This is a genomic window from Streptomyces sp. NPDC059866 (assembly GCF_042731325.1).
Lineage (GTDB): Bacteria > Actinomycetota > Actinomycetes > Streptomycetales > Streptomycetaceae > Streptomyces > Streptomyces flavusporus.
In genome coordinates this window covers 75,629-93,549 of record NZ_JBHWJT010000005.1, presented here as the reverse complement: position 1 = coordinate 93,549, position 17,921 = coordinate 75,629, and the positions used below count along the sequence as shown (strand labels likewise).

Genomic DNA, 17,921 nt, shown 5'->3' with positions numbered 1-17,921 from the left:
GGGGCGGCCACAGTACCTGTCACGTCACTCGGTGAGCGTGCAGGTGGCCAGGGCGTCGAGGCCCTGGGGCTTTTCGGCGGTGCGGCCGATGGAGATGGCGATGCGGTCGATGGCGGCGGTGCGCTTGGAGGCGAGCGGGCTGAGAATGGCGTTCTGGACGAAGTTGGGTCCGCCCTGCCCGACGGTTTCGGTCAGGCGCTTGTTGGCCTCGTCGATCTGCGTGGTGAGCAGCGCCAGGTTGCGGTCGACCTCGGCCTGTGCGGAGGCCGGGACCGCCGGCAACTGGGACGCCACTTCGGGACAGCTGATGGTGCCGGCCGCCGCCTTCGTCGTCGCCTGCGCGCCGTTCTCGGGTGTCTCCCCGGCCAGGGCGGAGCCGGCGATCAGCGCCCCGGACAACACCACCGCTGACGCGCCGCCGATCATCGCGACGCGGCGCTTGTTGTACTTCGGAAGAGCCCTGGACATGCGGAAGCCTCACTTGGGTCGGGGGTGTGGTGACAGAACCGGCGCCGGTGTTCGGGGGGAAGTACGGGAAAGCGGTTTCGGATGTTCAGCCGCCGACGAGATTTCCGGTCCCGCAGGCATCGCATTGACGAATCATGCAGTCTCCTGCATACTCATGCATGTCAGCGAATGCAGTGTGAGGAGAAACCCGTGACCGAGCGCGTCGTACTCGCCTACTCGGGCGGCCTGGACACCTCTGTCGCCATCGGCTGGATCGCCGAGGAGACGGGCGCCGAGGTCATCGCCGTTGCCGTGGACGTCGGCCAGGGCGGCGAGGACCTGGACGTCATCCGCAAGCGCGCGCTCGCCTGCGGCGCCGTCGAGGCCGAGGTCGCCGACGCCAAGGACGAGTTCGCCGAGGAGTACTGCCTCCCGGCGATCAAGGCCAACGCCCTCTACATGGACCGCTACCCGCTGGTCTCCGCCCTCTCCCGGCCGACGATCGTCAAGCACCTCGTCGCCGCCGCCAAGAAGCACGGCGCCACCACGGTCGCCCACGGCTGCACCGGCAAGGGCAACGACCAGGTCCGCTTCGAGGCCGGCATCGTCGCCCTCGCCCCCGACCTGAAGTGCATCGCCCCGGTCCGCGACTACGCGATGACCCGCGACAAGGCAATCGCCTTCTGCGAGGAGAAGAACCTCCCGATCGCGACCACCAAGAAGTCCCCGTACTCCATCGACCAGAACGTCTTCGGCCGCGCCGTCGAGACCGGCTTCCTCGAGGACATCTGGAACGCGCCGATCGAGGACATCTACGAGTACACCCAGAACCCGGCGACGCCGCGCGACGAGGACGAGGTGATCATCACCTTCAAGGAGGGCGTCCCGGTCGCCGTCGACGGCAAGCCCGTCACCGTCCTGCAGGCCATCCAGCAGCTCAACGAGCGCGCCGGCGCCCAGGGCATCGGCCGGATCGACATGGTCGAGGACCGGCTGGTGGGCATCAAGTCCCGCGAGGTGTACGAGGCGCCGGGCGCGATCGCGCTGATCACCGCCCACCAGGAGCTGGAGAACGTCACCGTCGAGCGCGAACTCGCCCGCTACAAGCGGCAGGTCGAGCAGCGCTGGGGCGAACTGGTCTACGACGGCCTGTGGTTCTCCCCGCTCAAGCGCGCCCTGGACGGCTTCATCAACGAGGCCAACCAGCACGTCTCCGGCGACGTCCGGATGACCCTGCACGGAGGCCGCGCCGTCGTCACCGGCCGGCGCTCGCAGGAGTCGCTGTACGACTTCAATCTCGCGACCTACGACACGGGCGACACCTTCGACCAGTCCGCGGCCAAGGGCTTCATCGACATCTACAGCCTGTCGTCGAAGATCGCGGCCAAGCGCGACCTGGCGTGAGACTCGTACGTACTGGCCTGACAGCCGCCTCCTCACCTGCAAGGGTGGGGAGGCGGTCGCACATTCACGATTCTCCGAGGAGCAGAGCAAGTGAGCAGCAACAGCGGTGACGTACGGCTCTGGGGCGGGCGTTTCGCCGACGGTCCCGCCGAGGCCCTGGCGAAGCTGTCCGCGTCCGTCCACTTCGACTGGCGGCTCGCGCCCTACGACATCGCCGGTTCGCGTGCCCACGCGCGCGTGCTGCACAAGGCGGGGCTGCTCACCGAGGACGAGCTGACCCGGATGATCGCCGGGCTCGACCGGCTCGAGGCGGACGTGGCGTCCGGCGAGTTCACCGGCACCATCGCCGACGAGGACGTCCACACCGCTCTGGAGCGCGGCCTGCTGGAGCGCCTCGGCCCTGATCTGGGCGGCAAGCTGCGCGCGGGACGGTCGAGGAACGACCAGGTGGCGACCCTCTTCCGGATGTACCTGCGGGATCACGCCCGCGTGATCGGCGGGCTGATCGCCGACCTCCAGGACGCCCTGACCGGCCTCGCCGAGGCGCACCCCGACGTCGCGATGCCCGGCCGCACGCACCTCCAGCACGCCCAGCCGGTGCTCTTCGCCCACCACGTCCTCGCGCATGTGCAGTCCCTGTCCCGGGACGCGGAACGCCTGCGCCAGTGGGACGAACGGACGGCGGTCTCCCCGTACGGCTCGGGCGCGCTGGCCGGTTCCTCTCTCGGCCTCGACCCCGAGGCGGTCGCCCGCGACCTCGGCTTCGAGCACGGGAGCGTCGGCAACTCCATCGACGGCACGGCCTCCCGTGACTTCGTCGCCGAGTTCGCCTTCATCACCGCGATGATCGGAGTGAACCTCTCCCGGATCGCCGAGGAGGTCATCATCTGGAACACGAAGGAGTTCTCCTTCGTGACCCTGCACGACGCCTTCTCCACCGGCTCGTCGATCATGCCGCAGAAGAAGAACCCGGACATCGCCGAGCTGGCGCGCGGCAAGTCCGGCCGTCTGATCGGCAACCTGACGGGCCTGATGGCGACCCTGAAGGCGCTCCCGCTCGCGTACAACCGCGACCTCCAGGAGGACAAGGAGCCGGTCTTTGACTCCATCGACCAGCTGGAGGTCCTGCTCCCCGCCTTCACCGGGATGATGGCCACCCTCACCGTCCACCGCGAGCGGATGGAGGAGCTGGCCCCGGCCGGGTTCTCGCTCGCCACGGACATCGCCGAGTGGCTGGTCAAGCAGGGCGTGCCCTTCCGGGTCGCGCACGAGGTGGCCGGCGAGTGCGTGAAGGTCGCCGAGGCCGAGGGCAAGGAGCTGGACGAGCTGACCGACGAACAGTTCGCGAAGATCTCCGCCCACCTGACCCCCGAGGTCCGTTCCGTCCTCAACGTGCCGGGCGCCCTCGCCTCCCGCAGCGGCCGCGGCGGTACGGCGCCCAGTGCCGTCGCCGTCCAGCTGGCCGAGGTCAAGGCGGACGTGACCGCGCAGCACGCGTGGGCGAACGCCCGTAAGTGACACGGGAGCATCGCGGGTTACGTTGGTCGCACGCCGTATGGAGCGACGTATGGAGCGACCGAACGGAGCCCGCGATGCCCTTCGCCCGACTGGCCTCGGCAACGACTCCCACCTGCCACATCGGCCTGGGCCTCGCCGCCGTCGGCCGCCCCGGTTACATCAATCTCGGCCGCGAGCAGGACCTCCCCGCCGACCGCAGTGTCGAGGCCCTGCGCGAGCGGACGCACGAGCTCCTGGACGCCGCCTACGCCCAGGGCGTCCGCTACTTCGACGTCGCCCGCTCCTACGGCCGCTCCGAGGAGTTCCTCGCCGGCTGGCTGAACGCCCACCCCGAGATCGACGACATCGTCGTCGGCAGCAAGTGGGGCTACACCTACACCGCCGAGTGGACCACCGACGCCGAACAACACGAGGTCAAGGACCACAGCGTCGCCACCTTCGAGCGGCAGCGCGCCGAGAGCGCCGCGCTGCTCGGCGACCGCCTCGACCTCTACCAGATCCACTCGGTGACCCCGGACAGCCCGGCCCTCACCGACAAGTACCTGCACGCCAGGCTGGCCGAGGCCGCCGCCGAGGGCCTCACCATCGGCTTCTCCACCAGCGGGCCCGCGCAGGCCGACGCGATCAGGGCGGCGCTGGAAGTGACGGTCGACGGCGAACCCCTCTTCCGTACCGTGCAGTCGACGTACAACGCCCTCGAGACGTCCGCCGCCTCCGCCCTCGCCGAGGCCCACGACGCCGGCCTCACGGTGATCGTCAAGGAGGCCATGGCCAACGGCCGGCTCGCTGAGCCGTATGCGCCGGACGCGCTGAAGGCCGTAGCGGAAGAGACCTCGCTCGGCTGCGACGCCGTCGCTCTCGCCCTGATCCTGCGCCGGCCCTGGGCCGGCGTCGTCCTCTCCGGCGCGGCGACCGTCACCCAGCTCGCCTCCAATCTGCACGCCGCCGTCGTCGACCTGGACGACGACCAGCTGACCCGCCTTGCCGCGCTCGTCGAGGAGCCGCAGACGTACTGGGAGCGGCGCGGGCAGCTGCCCTGGCACTGAGGGTTTTCCTACCGGGGGCTTTGAGTCACGCATGCCCAACATGAGACATTAATGTCTCACATGCGCTATGGTTGTCTCATGGCCGTCGATCCAGACCACGTACTCCGCAGCGCCGCAGCCCTGCTGACCCGCAAATCCACCGCGACCATGGACGAGGTCGCCAAGGCCGCCGGGATCAGCCGGGCCACGCTGCACCGCCACTTCGCCGGGCGCGACGCGCTGGTCCGGGCGCTGGAGTCGCTCTGCCTCGCGGAGTGCGAGGCCGCGCTGGACGCGGCCCGCCTGGACGAGGGCAGCGCGAGCGACGTCGTACGGCGACTGGTGCGCGAGATCGAGCCCGCGGCCGGACTCCTCTCCTTCCTCTACAGCGAGAACCAGCTGTTCGAGGGTGAGGAGCAGAACGAGGGCTGGGCCCGGCTCGACGCCCGGGTCTCGGCCCTGTTCCGGCGTGGCCAGGACAGCGGCGAGTTCCGTATCGACCTGACCCCCGCCTGGCTCACCGAGGCCCTCTACGGCCTGATCGCCGCCGGGGCCTGGTCCGTCCATGACGGCAAGGTCGCAGCCAAGGACTTCCAGACCATGATCGTCGAGCTGCTGCTCGGCGGCGCACTGCGGAGAGAGGAATCATGACCAGCACCCTGCAGCCGGCGACCGCGACCGAGGCGGTGAAGCGCCCGGGCCGCTGGCTCGCGCTGTCCGTTCTCGTGCTCGCCGTGCTGCTGGTGGCCGTCGACGCCACCGTCCTCGGCCTCGCGACCCCGTACATCAGCGAGGACCTGCGGCCCTCCGGTACCCAGCTGCTGTGGATCGGCGACGTCTACTCGTTCGTCATCGCCGGTCTGCTCGTCTCCATGGGCAGCCTCGGCGACCGCATCGGCCGCAAGCGGATCCTGCTCGTCGGCGCGACGGCGTTCGGCGCGGTGTCCGTGCTCAACGCCTATGCGACGACGCCGGAGATGATGATCCTGGCCCGGGCGCTGCTCGGTGTCGCCGGTGCCACCCTGATGCCGTCCACGCTCGCCCTGATCCGCAACCTCTTCCACGACCCGCGCGAACGCAGCCTCGCCATCGGCATCTGGGGCGCCACCGCCTCCGCCGGTACGGCGGTCGGCCCCGTCGCCGGCGGTTTCCTGCTGGAGCACTTCTGGTGGGGATCGGTCTTCCTGATCAACCTGCCCGTGATGGCGGTGCTGGTCGTGGTGGGTGTCAAGCTGCTCCCGGAGTCGCGCAATCCCGACCCCGGCCCGTGGGACCTGTACAGCGTCGTGCTGTCGCTGCTCGGCATGGTCGGCATCGTGTACGCCGTCAAGGAGGCCGCCGCGCACGGCTTCGGGTGGGCGGCGCTCGCCGCGGGCCTCGTGGGTGCGGCTGCCCTCTACGGGTTTGTCCGGCGCCAGCTGACCCTGCCCACGCCGCTGCTGGACATGCGGCTGTTCGGCAACCGCGGCTTCAGCGGCGCGGTGCTGGCCGATCTGCTGACCGTCCTCGGCATGTCCGGCCTGGTGTTCTTCCTCTCCCAGTACCTGCAACTCGTGCAGGGCAGGCGGCCGTTCGAGGCGGGCCTGGCCGAACTGCCCGCCGCGATCGGCGCGGTGGCGGCCGGTCTGGTCGCCGGACGGGCGGCCCGGCGCTTCTCGGTACGGGCCGTGGTCTCCGGCGGACTCGCGGCCGTCGGCCTCGCCCTGGCGGCGCTGACGGTGATCGACCGCTCCACCGGCTACCCACTGCTCGGCGCCGCGCTGCTGGTCGTAGGCATCGGCGCCGGGTTCTCCTTCACCGTGACCGCCGACGTGATCCTCTCCGGCGTGCCGAAGGAACAGGCGGGCGCGGCGTCCGCCGTGTCCGAGACGGCGTACGAGCTGGGCGCGGCTCTCGGCATCGCGGTGCTCGGCTCGATCGTGACCGGCGTCTACCGGGGTTTCACCGCTCCGGCGGGCACCCCCGACGGGGCGCACGAGTCGCTGGGCGGGGCCGTCGAGGCCGCCGCGGGCCTGCCCGCGCACACCTCCGAGGCCCTGCTGGACGCGGCCCGGCAGTCCTTCGTCGACGGGCTCACGCTGGCGGCGGGCGTGGGCGCGGCGGTGCTGCTCGTGGCGGCGGTGGCAGCGTGGTTCCTGCTACGCGGCCAACGGCTGGACAGCGCACGTCAGGGACGCGGAGAACTGCGCGACCAGCCGTAGGACAACCCGCACTCGCCATCCGGCCCCCACCGGCTTTAAGCCCGTTTTCGCCCCCACCTGATGGTCTTGGTTCCGTACCCGACGTCGTAATCCCACGGCTGAAGGAGCCACCGACCATGACACGTCGTACGCGCAATCTGATCGTCACCGCCTCCGTCCTGGCCGCCGCGGGCCTCGCCGGAGGCGGCGTCGCACTCGCAGCCGACGGCGGTGAACCGCCCCGCGAACAGGTCAGGTTCGTCGTCGAGGAGGGCACCGGCGCCACGAACCACGACGACTGCCCGGACAAGGGCACCGGCGCGGACGACCCCGCCTCCGCGCTGTGACCGCCCTGCCCGCCGAGGGAAAGCTCCTCGAAGAGGCTCTCTTCGAGGTCAAGCGGGTGATCGTCGGCCAGGACCGCATGGTGGAGCGCATGTTCACCGCGGTCCTGGCCCGCGGCCACTGCCTGCTGGAGGGCGTCCCCGGCGTCGCCAAGACGCTCGCCGCGAAGACCCTCGCGCAGGTCGCGGGCGGTCACTTCGCCCGTCTGCAGTTCACGCCCGACCTCGTCCCCTCCGACATCACCGGCACCCGTATCTACCGCCCCTCCCAGGAGGCCTTCGACATCGAGCCGGGCCCGGTGATGGCCAACGTCGTACTCGCCGACGAGATCAACCGCGCCCCCGCCAAGGTGCAGTCCGCGCTCCTGGAGGTCATGGGCGAGCACCAGGTCTCCATCGGCGGCACCACCCTGTCCGTCCCCGAGCCGTTCCTCGTCCTCGCCACCCAGAACCCCATCGAGTCCGAGGGCGTCTACCAGCTCCCCGAGGCCCAGCGCGACCGCTTCCTGCTCAAAGTGGAGATCGCCGCTCCCAGCGAGTCGGAGGAGCTCGCCATCCTCTACCGGATGAGCGTCGACCCGCCCCGCCCGCGCCGCGTCCTCACGCCCGAGGGGCTGATCGCGCTCCAGCGCTCGGCCGACGAGGTGTTCGTGCACCATGCGGTCGCCGAGTACGCCGTACGGCTCGTCGTCGCCACCCGCGAACTCGCCGGTCCCGGCAGCCGGGTCGCGCACGGCGCCGGTCCGCGCGCCACCCTCGGCCTGGTCGCCGCCGCCCGGGCGCTGGCGCTGCTGCGCGGGCGCGGCCATGTCCTGCCCGACGACATGCGAGACCTGGCGCACGAGGTCATCGCGCACCGCCTGGTCCTGTCCTTCGACGCCCTCGCCGACGGCATCACCGCCGGCGAGATCGTCGACGAGGTGCTCGCGGCGGTGGAACAGCCCCGGATCAGCCCCCGCCAGGCCGCCGAGGAGGCCGCCGCATGAGCACCCCGACCCTGCGTGAACTCACCCCCGAACAGGCCCTGAAACACCTGGAGTTGCTCTTCACCCGGCGTCCCGACGGACTCCTCCAGGGCGACCACGCCTCCCTCGTCCCCGGTCCCGGCAGCGAGGTGTCGGAGACCCGTCCGTACGTCATCGGCGACGACGTCCGCCGCATGGACTGGAACGCCACCGCCCGCACCACCGTCCCGCACGTCCGCCGCACCCTCGCCGACCGTGAACTCACCACGTGGATCGTCCTCGACGCCTCCGCCAGCATGGACTTCGGCACGGCGAGGATGGAGAAGCGGGACCTCGCCGTGGGCGCGGCGGCGGCCGTCGCGTTCCTCACCGAGCGGGCCGGAAACAGACTCGGGGCACAGCTCACCGGCCCGTCCGGTATCCACCGCATCCCGCCGCGCACCGGCCGCCGCCACCTGCTGACGATCCTGCACGCCGCCCTCGACCGGCCGCGGGTCGGCCCCGGCGTCCCGCAGCACACCCTCGCCGACGCCCTGCACGCGCTGCGCGCACTGCCCTCCCGGGGCCTGGTCGCCGTCGTCTCCGACTTCCTGGAGACCGGCTGGGAACAGCCGCTGCGCACCGCGGCCCGCCGCCACCAGGTGCTCGCCGTCGAGACGGTCGACCCGCGGGAGCTGGAGCTGCCCGCCGTCGGACTGCTCACGGTGGTGGACCCGGAGACCGGGCGGCGGCGCGAAGTCCCCACCTACTCGCGGCGGTTGAGGGAGTGGTACGCGGCGGCCGCACTGGAGCAGCGGGCGCTGATCAGACAGTCGATACGCCGGGCCGGCGCCGCGCATCTGCGGCTGCGCACGGACCGGGACTGGGTGCGGGACATCGTCCGGTACGTCGAGACGCAGCGGCGGCGGGCGGGAGGCGGGGCGGCATGAGTCTGCGGTCCCCGGGCTGGCTGCTGCTTCTGGTGCCGCTCGCCGCGCTGATCGTCGCCTACCTGGTGATGCAGCGCCGACGCGGCCGGTACGCCGTCCGCTTCACCAACCTCGACCTGCTCGACAAGGTCGCGCCGAGCCGACCCGGCCGGCGGCGGCATGTCCCGGCCGCGGCCTTCTGCGGCATGCTCGCGCTGCTCGTCGTGGGGTTCGCCCGGCCGACCACCGAGGTCCAGGTGCCCAGGGAGCGGGCCACCATCGTGGTCGCCTTCGACGTCTCCGCCTCCATGGAGGCCACGGACGTGCAGCCGACCCGCTTCGCCGCCGCCCGGGACGCCGCGCTGGCCTTCGTGGACCGGCTGCCGGAGCGGTTCAACGCCGGGCTCGTCCCCTTCAGCGGCTCCGCCACGGTCGCGGTACCGCCGACCACCGACCGCGAGGTGCTGCGCACGGCCATCCAGCGCCTGAACACCGGCGAGGGCACGGCGATCGGCGACGCCGTCGTCGCCGCCCGCAACGCGGTCCGCGCGCTCGACGAACAGGCCGAGACCGAACCGCCGCCCGCCCACATCGTGCTCCTCTCCGACGGCTCCAACACCACGGGCCGCTCGATGGAGTCGGCCGCCCGGGAGGCCGCCGCCGACCGCATCCCGGTGTCGACGATCGCCTACGGCACCCAGGAAGGCACGATCACCCTCCCGTCCGGCGACAGCGTCCCCGTCCCGGTCGACGGACCGGCGCTGGCGGAACTCGCCACGACGACGGGCGGCGACTTCCACGAGGCGGCGACCGGAGAGGAACTCCAGGCGGTCTACGAGGACATCGGCAGCTCCGTCGGCCACCGCACCGAGGAACGCGAGATCTGGCAGTGGTTCGTGGCGGCCGGTCTCCTCACCGCGCTCCTCGCGGCCGCGACGTCACTGCTGTGGTTCTCCCGGATCCCGTGAACCGGCCCACATCACAAGGAGACAGGCCCGTGACAGACGACCCGAGCGGCCCGCGGACGCCGACGCTGACGCCGACGCAACAGTCCCGCACGGAACCCGGCCTGGGGGCCCCGCGAGGCCCGGCGTTCCTGTCCGGGAGGGTGCCCTCTCTCCCCGGCCGGACCGTCCCTCGGCCCGACCCGCCGACCTCCCCGTACGTCGCCCCGCACCCCCCACCCGCCCGCCCCGCACGCACCCCGCGCCCCCTCGTCGTCACCCTCCTCGCCGCCGTCCTCGCGGGCGGCGTCGCCGGCTACGCGGCCGGGGCTCTCGGCGACACCGACCCGGCCGCACCGGCGGCCCGGCAGGCGGGCGACCTCGAAGGCGTCGCCGCGCGCGTCCTGCCCAGCGTGGTGTCCGTCGAGACGGCGCGCGGCCAGGGCTCGGGGTTCGTCTTCGACGAGCGCGGCCGGGTCCTCACCAACGCCCATGTGGTGGAGGGGAGTTCCGAGGTGACCGTCGAGCTGCAGGACGGGCGGCGGCTGCGGGCGGAGGTGATCGGGGACGACCCCGCGCACGACGTCGCCGTCCTCGAACCGGAGACCGGGCGTGGACTGGATGCGGCCGAGCTGGCCACGGGCGGCCGTCCGGCCGTGGGTGACACCGTTCTGGCGATCGGCTCGCCGCTGGGCCTGAGCGGCACGGTCACCTCCGGCATCGTCAGCGCCCTCGACCGCCCGGTCCGGCTCGGTGAGAGAGGCCAGCGGCGGGCGCTGCAGACCGACGCGTCGATCAATCCGGGCAACTCCGGTGGGCCGCTGGTCGACGACGACGGGCGGGTCGTCGGCATCAATACGGCCATTGCGACGTTGGACCAGGAGAGGGGCGGGTCCATCGGTATCGGGTTCGCCATTCCCGTGGGTGACGCGGTGGATGCGGCGCGGACGATCATCGACGGCGGGTGAGCGGGGGCGTTGCAGGTCAGGAGGTTGTGATGAGGCTGCTCGTGGTCGAGGACGAGGAAGATCTGGTCGTTGCGCTCAAGGTCGGGCTCGTCCGGGCCGGCTATGCCGTCGACGTCGCCCCGGACGTGGACACGGCCACCGAGAAGCTCGCCGTCAACGACTACGACCTGGTCCTGCTGGATCTGAACCTCCCCGACGGCGACGGGTTCTCCGTCTGCCGGGCCGTCCGCGCCGCCCCCGGAGGGCCCCGCATCCTGATGCTGACCGCCCGCGACCGGCTCGCCGACCGGGTGCGCGGCCTCGACGAGGGTGCCGACGACTACCTGGTGAAACCCTTCGCCCTGCCCGAACTCCTCGCCCGCATACGCGCCCTGCTGCGCCGCGAGGACGGCGGCACCGCGGTCGTCGAGGTGGGCGAACTACGGCTGGACACCGCCCGCTTCGAGGCGTTCCGCGGCGACCGGCCGCTCCGGCTCACCCCCAAGGAGTTCGGCGTCCTGCACTATCTGATGACCCGCCCCGGCCGGGTCGTGCCCGCGGAGGAACTGCTGGAGCACGTCTGGGACGAGCACGCCGACCCGTTCACCAACACCGTCCGCGTCACGGTCGGCTCCCTGCGCCGAAAGGTCACCGGCGAGGACGAGCCGCTCATCGAGACGGTGATACGGCAGGGCTACCGCCTCAAGGAGACGCCATGAAGCGCCCGCGCCGTCCGCGTCTGCCTGCCTTCACCCACACCATCCGCTTCCGCCTCACCGTCCTCTACTCCGGCCTCCTCTTCGTCCTCACCGCCCTCGTCCTCGGCGCCACCTACCTCGCGGTCGAACGCAGCGGCGAGGCCCACCCGGTCAGCAACCAGTTCTCGGCGAAGAAGTACGTGAACGACGTCTACATCGGTGAGATCGACGTCGTGAAGCTCCAGGAGGTCGAGGCGGCCGTCAACTACGAGACCCTCGGCAACCTGCGCAACTTCTCCTTCGCCGTGCTCGGCGTCCTCGCCGTCGCCAGCCCGGTGATCGGCTGGATCCTCTCCGGCCGCGCCCTGCGCCCCGTACGCGCCATCTCCCGCACCGCCGCCGAGATCCAGGCCACCGACCTCTCCCAGCGCATCCGCCTCACCGGCCCGAAGGACGAGCTGCGCGAACTCGCCGACACCGTCGACTCCATGCTCGACCGGCTCGACGAGGCCTTCCGCGCCCAGCGCCAGCTCATCGACGACGCCTCGCACGAGCTGCGCAGCCCGCTCGCCATCATCCGCGCCAACCTGGACGCCGTCCTCACGGCCGAGGAGTCCGACGAGGAGGACCGGCGTGCCGCCGCCCGCAGCGTGGACCGGGCAACCACCCGGATGACCCGGCTCGTCGAGGACCTGCTCGCCACCGCCCGCCGCAGCGCGCCCGCCCTCGCCGACGCCGACGTCGACCTGGCGGCCACGGCGGGCGAGGCCTGCGAGGAGTTCGCGCCGCTCGCCGCGGAACGCGGACTCGTCCTGCACCGCCGACTGGCGCCCGGCCTCACGGTCATCGGCGACCACGACGCCCTGCGCCGGGCCGTCGGCAACCTGCTCTCCAACGCGGTCCGCCTGGCCCCGCCCGGCACCCGCATCACGGTCGCGGCCGGCAGCTCCGAGGGCTGGCGGTGGACGGCCGTACAGGACCAGGGCCCCGGCATCCTCGACGACCACCAGGCCCGCGTCTTCGACCGCTTCTGGCGCGCAAAAGGCAACGGCAACGGCCGCGACCGCCACGCGGGCCTCGGCCTGGCGATCGTCCGACAGATCGTGGAGTCCCACGGCGGCCAGGTACGCCTCTTCTCCCGCGTGGGCAAGGGCTCGACCTTCGTCCTGTGGTTCCCGGCATCAGACGAGCCCCACACAAACGGCGCCCCACCGGAGCACGCGCCGATCTAGTGCGGCTAGGGGGCGGGGGAAGGCGCGAGGTTTCAGGGGCGCGGGAACTGCGAGGTTCCAGGGGCGCGGGGCTGTGTTCAATTTGCGGCTCCGCCGCGTGGGCGCGACCAGCCACAACGAACCCGCAGACAACGAAACCACCCGCAGTCCCCCGACCCCCCCCGGCGAACCAGCGGAGCTACGCCGCTTCCTTGGCCTTCGTGGCGTACATGTCCACATACTCCTGCCCGGACAGCCGCATCACCTCGGCCATCACCGAGTCGGTGACGGCCCGCAGGACGTACCGGTCCCGGTCCATCCCCTCGTACCGCGAGAACTCCATCGCCTCACCGAACCGCACCGTCACCCGGCTCGGCCGGGGCATGCCCGCGCCACCCGGCTGGATCTTGTCGGTGCCGATCATGGCGAACGGGACGACCGGCGCCCCGGTCATCAGGGTGAGCCGCGCGATGCCGGTGCGCCCTCGGTACAGCCGCCCGTCGGGAGACCTCGTGCCCTCCGGGTAGATGCCGAAGACCTTGCCCTCCTCCAGCACCCGGCGGCCGGTCATCAGCGCCGCGACACCGCCCTTGCCGCCGTCCCGGTCGACCGGGATCATGCCGACGCCGGTGAAGAACCACGCCATCAGCCGGCCCTTTACGCCCTTGCCGGTGACGTACTCGTCCTTGCCGATGAAGAACACCTGGCGGTGGCAGACCAGCGGCAGGATCATCGAGTCGATGAACGTGAGGTGGTTGCCGGCCAGGATGACCGGACCGTCGCCGGGGATGTGCTCCACACCCTCCACCCGGGGGCGGAACATCAGGCGCATGATCGGACCGAGCACTGCCTTGATGAGCGCGAAGCGGGACAACGGACCCTCCGGTGTCAAGGGGATGCCAACGGGTGTCTGGTGGTGTCTGGGACGTCAAGGGATTCGGTCTATGTCTGTGCAGGTGAGGACGATACTCGCGGCGGCACGGGTCGCGCACATCGGGGACATCGGGTTCACCGAGGCCTTACGCACTGTTGACGTACGTTTACCTGCGGTGGCGCGTCGGAGGCGGCGCGTAACCCGTACGCGACGATGTGACGGACATCGCGCGGGAGGCCTAACGCCCGGCTACCCCGGCGGCCGATGCCGATGCCGACGGGCCGTCATGAGGCGGCTGGAATACGTACCCCATACGACATCCAGCGTCATCCACGTGTTCGAACCGAGGCCTCCCGACAGACACGTCCACCCCCCTACGATCGGCGCGCACCGACGAGTCGACGGCAGGGAGGCCGCTGATGGGACCGCAGGAGTCGAACGAGCAGGCGCAGGAGAACGCCACCGGCACCGGACGGCGGGCGCTCCTCGGCGCGGCCGTGCTCGGCGCGAGCGGAGCCGTCCTCGGTCTGTCCGGCACGGCGAGAGCCGATGCGCGACATGGAGGCCGCGGAATGAAGTCCCTGCCCGTGCCGACGATCGTCGCCCATCGCGGCGCCAGCGGCTACCGCCCCGAGCACACCCTCGGCTCGTACCAGCTGGCCCTCGACATGGGCGCCGACATCGTCGAGGCCGGCGACCTGGTGCCCACCAAGGACGGTCATCTCGTCTGCCGGCACGAGCCGGAGATCGGCGGCACCACGGACGTCGCCGACCACCCCGAGTTCGCCGACCGAAAGACCACCAAGGTGCTGGACGGCGTCTCCACCACCGGCTGGTTCACCGAGGACTTCACGCTCGCCGAGCTGAAGACGCTGCGTGCGACCGAGCGCATCCCGGCCAACCGGCCGCACAACACCCTGTACAACGGCCGCTGGGAGATCCCCACCTTCGAGGAGGTGCTCCAGTGGCAGGAGGAGCAGACCCGCCGGCGCGGCAGGCAGGTCTGGATCTACCCCGAGCTCAAGCACCCCACGTACTTCCGCAAGCTGGGCCTCGGCCTGGAGGAGCGGGTCGCCAAGGTGCTGCGCAAGTACGGGCGCAACAAGTGGAACTCGCCGGTCATCCTCCAGTCCTTCGAGCCCACCAGCATCCAGCGCCTCAACAAGCTGGTCGACAACCCGCTCGTCGTCCTGCTGTCCGGCGCGAGCACCCGTCCCTGGGACTTCGTCGAGACCGGTGACCCCCGCACGGTCGCCGACCTGATCAAGCCGGCCGGCCTCAGGGAGATCGCCTCCTACGCGCAGGGCATCGGCCCCACCCTCGACCTCGTCATCCCGAAGGACGCCGCCGGCAAGCTCACCGAGCCGACCGCCCTCGTCACCGACGCGCACAAGGTCGGCCTGGTCCTGCACCCCTGGACCCTGCGCAACGAGAACCCCTTCCTGCCGGCCGACTTCCGCAAGGGCACCGACGCGGACGCCTACGGCGATGTCTTCGGCGCCTACCGGGCGTACTTCGCGACCGGCATCGACGGCATCTTCACCGACCACCCCGACACCGGCCTGCTGGCCCGCGAGGACTTCGTCAACGGCTGAGTCCCCGTTCACCGTTCGGAGCGACAGTCGGCCGCCCGGGGCAACCCGCCGCCGGGCGGCCGCGTCGTGCCGCATATGACGCACGACCTGCTCACCACACTGCGCCCGCTGCTCGCCGCGGAAGCATCCGCCGAGGCGCCGGCCGCCGGCACCGAACCCGGCGACCTGGAACAGGCGGTCTGGCTGCGCCTGCTGGAGCGCCTCGACGCCGACGGTCCGCCCCACGACCCCGAGCGCTGGCTGCGCAGGGCCGTCCGCTCGGAGGCCCGCCGCACCCGCCGTACCATCAGACTCGAGCGACCGTACGACAGCGAACCCGCCGAGGACGGCGACCGCGGCCCCGAACAGCTCGCCCTCGCCGCCGCCCGCCGCCGCGCCCTGCGCGACGCGGTGCGCCGGCTGCCGGGCCGCTGCCCCACGCTCCTCGAAGCCCTTCTGTCGCCGAAGGACCTCACATACCGGGAAATCGCGGGGGAGTTGGGTATCTCACAGGGCAGCCTGGGGCCGGAACGTTCCAGATGTCTGGGATGTCTACGGCGATTGCTTGCAGCGGAGGTTGCGGCTCGTGAAGTGCGGGGATAGGAGTGGGGGACGACAGGCAACAGGTGAGCGGGAGGCGTGCACACATGGGCATGAGCGTGATCATCTCCGAGGCGACCGACCAGGACGCCGAGCAGATCTTCAAGCTGCAGTACCTGTGCTTCCAGAGCGAGGCCGCGCTGTACGGCAACTACCGCATCGACCCGCTCGTCCAGACCCTCGACTCCGTCCGCCAGGAGGTCGCCACCGACTGCGTGTTCGTGGCCCGCCTCGGCGACGAGGTGATCGGCTCCGTACGCGGCGCGGTGACCGAGGACGGCGCCGCCTCCATCAGCCGCCTGTGCGTCCACCCCCGCATGCAGGGCCACGGCATCGGCGCGAGGCTGCTGCGCGCGGCCGAGGCGGCACTCGCGGAGGAACGCGGCGCCAAGAAGTTCCGCCTCCACACCGGCCACCGCAGCGAGAGCAACCTGCGCCTGTACCGCCGGGTCGGCTACGAGACGGTGGGTACGTCGGAGGGCACGGACGGGGTGCCGATGATCGTCCTCGAAAAGCCCGCAGAAAAATACGCGACCACTGCTTGACGGGCGTCAGGGGCAACGCCGGTGAAAAGGGGCGCGGGGAACTGCGCGGCAAGCCGCACACAACCCGCACCCGCAGGCGGCACTCAACCCGGCTGCTCGGCCCGCGACTTGCGCAACCAGTACAGCGCGGAAACCGGCAACAGAACCGGAATGAACAGATACCCCATGCCGAAGTCGGACCACACGGTCGCATCGGGGAAGGCCGACGGCTCCACCAGCGTCCACGTGCCGACGACGAGCACACCCACCAGCTCGGCGGCGCAGCACACCAGCGCCGCCCTGCGGGCCGTCTCCCCGCCCCGCACCAGCGAGTACGTGATGAACCCGTACACGACTCCCGCAACCGCCGACAGCGAATAGGCGAGCGGCGCCCGGTCGAACTCGGTCGCGATCTGGTACCCGGATCGCGACACCGCCCCCACGACCATCACGCCGTACAACCACACGAGCAGCACGCCGGGCCCACTGATCAGCCGTGTCCTGGTCGTCGTGGCCACCTCAGCCTCCCCAGATGTCATAGAGCCGCACCTCCAGGACGGCCAGCACCACACCGCCGGCGGCCACCGTCACCGACCCCCACCGCGTCCGCTCCGCCAGCGACATGAACCCTGCGGCCGGGATGCACGCGAACGCCCCCAGCAGGTACGCCACGAAGATCGTCGTCCCCTGCTCCGGCTTCTCGCCCCGTGCCAACTGCACGACCCCGACGACCAGCTGGACCAGTGCCAGCACCGACACCACGGCCATCCCGATGAAGTGCCAGTCCTTCGTCGGCTGATCACGGTACGCGGCCCAACCGCACCACGCGGCGAGCAGTAGCGCGGCGACACCGGTCGCCAGCGTCAGGGCATCAAGCATGCAGCGACCCTATTACGGGCCAAAAGGCCTGATGCTGCCACCCCCGCGGTGCCCCGTAGGGTCGGGGCCATGAAGATCCGCGCTGAAGCACTCCTGTTCGACAACGACGGCACCCTCGTCTCCTCCCTCGACTCCGTGAACCGCTGCTGGACCCGGTGGGCCGGGGAGTACGGCCTCACGGCCGAGCACTTCGCGCAGATCGAACTGCACGGGCGTACCGCCGCCGAGATAGCCGCCGACCTGCTGCCCGCCGATGTCGTGCCGGAGGCCGTCGCGCGGATCGAGAAGCTGGAGGTGGAGGACGTGTCCAACGGAGGCGTGCGCCTGCTGCCGGGTACCAGGGCCTTCCTCGACTCCCTCCCCGCCGACCGCTGGGCCGTCGTCACCTCCGCCACCCGCCGGCTGGCCGAGGCCCGTCTCGACGCCGTCGGCGTCCTCCCCAAGACCCTGATCGCCGCCGACGACGTCACCCGCGGCAAGCCCGACCCCGAGCCCTACCTGCTCGCCGCCCGTGAACTCGGCGTCGACCCGGCCCGCTGCGTCGTCTTCGAGGACGCCCCCGCCGGACTCCAGGCCGGCCGCGCCGCCGGGATGACCACCGTGGCCTTGGCCACAACCCACCAGGCCCATGAGCTGACCGCCGACCTGGTGGTGAAGGACCTCTCGGCCCTGTCCGCGCTGGTCACCGCCGAGGGCGTGGAGATCTCCGTCCGGGACTGACGACTGTCCACCGCTGTCCGGCATGCGGACAGCGGTTCTCGGATGCGTTCATACGTCTGCTTTACTGATCGCATGACCACGACGAGCAGCCGCATCCCTGCGACCGAGGCGACCATGACGCCCGGTGCTCGCTGTATGTGTCGAATGTGCGCCTTCTAG

At 71.2% G+C, this 17,921-nt stretch carries 19 protein-coding genes and 1 pseudogene; 16 read left to right on the top strand and 4 right to left on the bottom strand.

Features of this window, described 5'->3' with window-relative positions:
• Positions 1-33: 33 nt before the first annotated feature.
• Positions 34-468: pseudogene (locus ACFV7R_RS08985) on the bottom strand (hypothetical protein); the annotation flags it as partial.
• Between the two features lie 189 nt (positions 469-657).
• Here ACFV7R_RS08985 and ACFV7R_RS08980 point away from each other — a divergent pair.
• The 12 genes from ACFV7R_RS08980 (at position 658) to ACFV7R_RS08925 (ending at position 12,612) form a co-directional block, all read left to right on the top strand.
• Complete coding sequence (locus ACFV7R_RS08980; protein ID WP_385261597.1) at positions 658-1,851, top strand: argininosuccinate synthase; 1,194 nt, start codon at positions 658-660, stop codon at positions 1,849-1,851.
• Positions 1,852-1,941: 90 nt separating this feature from the next.
• A complete protein-coding gene (gene argH / locus ACFV7R_RS08975) occupies positions 1,942-3,369 on the top strand; it encodes an argininosuccinate lyase (protein WP_385261595.1) in 1,428 nt (475 codons plus the stop codon).
• A gap of 74 nt (positions 3,370-3,443) precedes the next feature.
• Complete coding sequence (locus ACFV7R_RS08970) at positions 3,444-4,415, top strand: aldo/keto reductase (protein WP_385261594.1); 972 nt, start codon at positions 3,444-3,446, stop codon at positions 4,413-4,415.
• A 78-nt stretch (positions 4,416-4,493) separates the two neighbouring features.
• Entirely contained in the window at positions 4,494-5,045 is a 552-nt protein-coding gene (locus ACFV7R_RS08965) for a TetR/AcrR family transcriptional regulator (RefSeq protein ID WP_385261591.1), read from the top strand.
• A complete protein-coding gene (locus ACFV7R_RS08960; RefSeq protein WP_385261589.1) occupies positions 5,042-6,595 on the top strand; it encodes an MFS transporter in 1,554 nt (517 codons plus the stop codon). Before ACFV7R_RS08965 ends, ACFV7R_RS08960 begins: the two co-directional genes overlap by 4 nt.
• A 116-nt stretch (positions 6,596-6,711) precedes the next feature.
• A complete protein-coding gene (locus tag ACFV7R_RS08955; RefSeq protein ID WP_385261587.1) occupies positions 6,712-6,921 on the top strand; it encodes a hypothetical protein in 210 nt (69 codons plus the stop codon).
• Complete coding sequence (locus tag ACFV7R_RS08950; protein ID WP_385261585.1) at positions 6,918-7,904, top strand: AAA family ATPase; 987 nt, start codon at positions 6,918-6,920, stop codon at positions 7,902-7,904. The genes ACFV7R_RS08955 and ACFV7R_RS08950 overlap by 4 nt, the downstream gene beginning before the upstream one ends.
• The gene (locus tag ACFV7R_RS08945) at positions 7,901-8,812 is read left to right on the top strand and encodes a DUF58 domain-containing protein (protein ID WP_385261583.1); all 912 of its coding nucleotides are present in this window, start codon (positions 7,901-7,903) and stop codon (positions 8,810-8,812) included. The genes ACFV7R_RS08950 and ACFV7R_RS08945 overlap by 4 nt, the downstream gene beginning before the upstream one ends.
• Positions 8,809-9,759 carry a VWA domain-containing protein gene (locus tag ACFV7R_RS08940; RefSeq protein ID WP_385261580.1) on the top strand — a complete coding sequence of 317 codons (951 nt, stop codon included), beginning with the start codon at positions 8,809-8,811 and terminating at the stop codon, positions 9,757-9,759. Before ACFV7R_RS08945 ends, ACFV7R_RS08940 begins: the two co-directional genes overlap by 4 nt.
• A 29-nt stretch (positions 9,760-9,788) precedes the next feature.
• Positions 9,789-10,703 (top strand): S1C family serine protease, encoded by a 915-nt coding sequence (locus ACFV7R_RS08935; protein ID WP_385261578.1) that lies wholly within the window; start codon positions 9,789-9,791, stop codon positions 10,701-10,703.
• Positions 10,704-10,732: 29 nt separating this feature from the next.
• Positions 10,733-11,401, top strand: coding sequence for a response regulator transcription factor (locus tag ACFV7R_RS08930; protein WP_385261577.1), 669 nt, complete (start codon positions 10,733-10,735; stop codon positions 11,399-11,401).
• Entirely contained in the window at positions 11,398-12,612 is a 1,215-nt protein-coding gene (locus ACFV7R_RS08925; protein ID WP_385261574.1) for a sensor histidine kinase, read from the top strand. Before ACFV7R_RS08930 ends, ACFV7R_RS08925 begins: the two co-directional genes overlap by 4 nt.
• A gap of 178 nt (positions 12,613-12,790) precedes the next feature.
• Here ACFV7R_RS08925 and ACFV7R_RS08920 read toward each other — a convergent pair whose 3' ends face one another.
• Positions 12,791-13,465, bottom strand: coding sequence for a lysophospholipid acyltransferase family protein (locus tag ACFV7R_RS08920; RefSeq protein WP_385261571.1), 675 nt, complete (start codon positions 13,463-13,465; stop codon positions 12,791-12,793).
• 419 nt (positions 13,466-13,884) lie between these two features.
• Here ACFV7R_RS08920 and ACFV7R_RS08915 point away from each other — a divergent pair, with 419 nt between their 5' ends.
• The 3 genes from ACFV7R_RS08915 to ACFV7R_RS08905 all read left to right on the top strand — a co-directional run bounded on the left by ACFV7R_RS08915 (position 13,885) and on the right by ACFV7R_RS08905 (position 16,184).
• Positions 13,885-15,060 (top strand): glycerophosphodiester phosphodiesterase, encoded by a 1,176-nt coding sequence (locus tag ACFV7R_RS08915; protein ID WP_385261569.1) that lies wholly within the window; start codon positions 13,885-13,887, stop codon positions 15,058-15,060.
• Between the two features lie 75 nt (positions 15,061-15,135).
• The gene (locus tag ACFV7R_RS08910) at positions 15,136-15,642 is read left to right on the top strand and encodes an RNA polymerase sigma factor (RefSeq protein WP_385261566.1); all 507 of its coding nucleotides are present in this window, start codon (positions 15,136-15,138) and stop codon (positions 15,640-15,642) included.
• A 44-nt stretch (positions 15,643-15,686) separates the two neighbouring features.
• The gene (locus ACFV7R_RS08905; protein WP_385261563.1) at positions 15,687-16,184 is read left to right on the top strand and encodes a GNAT family N-acetyltransferase; all 498 of its coding nucleotides are present in this window, start codon (positions 15,687-15,689) and stop codon (positions 16,182-16,184) included.
• Positions 16,185-16,267: 83 nt separating this feature from the next.
• Here ACFV7R_RS08905 and ACFV7R_RS08900 read toward each other — a convergent pair whose 3' ends face one another.
• Positions 16,268-16,702, bottom strand: coding sequence for a hypothetical protein (locus tag ACFV7R_RS08900; protein WP_385261561.1), 435 nt, complete (start codon positions 16,700-16,702; stop codon positions 16,268-16,270).
• A complete protein-coding gene (locus tag ACFV7R_RS08895) occupies positions 16,683-17,042 on the bottom strand; it encodes a hypothetical protein (RefSeq protein WP_129796883.1) in 360 nt (119 codons plus the stop codon). Before ACFV7R_RS08895 ends, ACFV7R_RS08900 begins: the two co-directional genes overlap by 20 nt.
• Positions 17,043-17,111: 69 nt before the next feature.
• On the opposite strand from ACFV7R_RS08895, the gene ACFV7R_RS08890 reads away from it, so the two are divergent.
• The gene (locus tag ACFV7R_RS08890) at positions 17,112-17,762 is read left to right on the top strand and encodes an HAD family hydrolase (protein ID WP_385261558.1); all 651 of its coding nucleotides are present in this window, start codon (positions 17,112-17,114) and stop codon (positions 17,760-17,762) included.
• Positions 17,763-17,921 lie beyond the last annotated feature (159 nt).